The 206-nt window shown below is 62.1% G+C and carries 1 protein-coding gene; it reads right to left on the bottom strand.

The window, feature by feature from the left end:
• The coding region (locus tag ICE94_RS08555) for a hypothetical protein (protein ID WP_216151146.1) at window positions 1-206 on the bottom strand (206 nt) is incomplete at both ends.

The following is a 206-nucleotide window of genomic DNA, read 5'->3' on the forward strand; positions in this document are numbered from 1 at the left end:
AGCGCCTTGGCCTGGACCTTGTCCATCACCAGGACCACCGGCGCCTTGACCAGTACCAGATTGCGTATTAGCACCACCACCTGTGTTGGCACCACCGCCACCACCGGAGCCGCCAGAACCAGAACCTCCAGTGTTACCACCAGAACCTGATCCACCTTGGCCGCCACCAGATCCGCCGCCGGTATTACCACCACCAGAGCCACCAC

The sequence above is a fragment of the Polynucleobacter sp. MWH-Loch1C5 genome, from assembly GCF_018881775.1.
GTDB lineage: Bacteria > Pseudomonadota > Gammaproteobacteria > Burkholderiales > Burkholderiaceae > Polynucleobacter.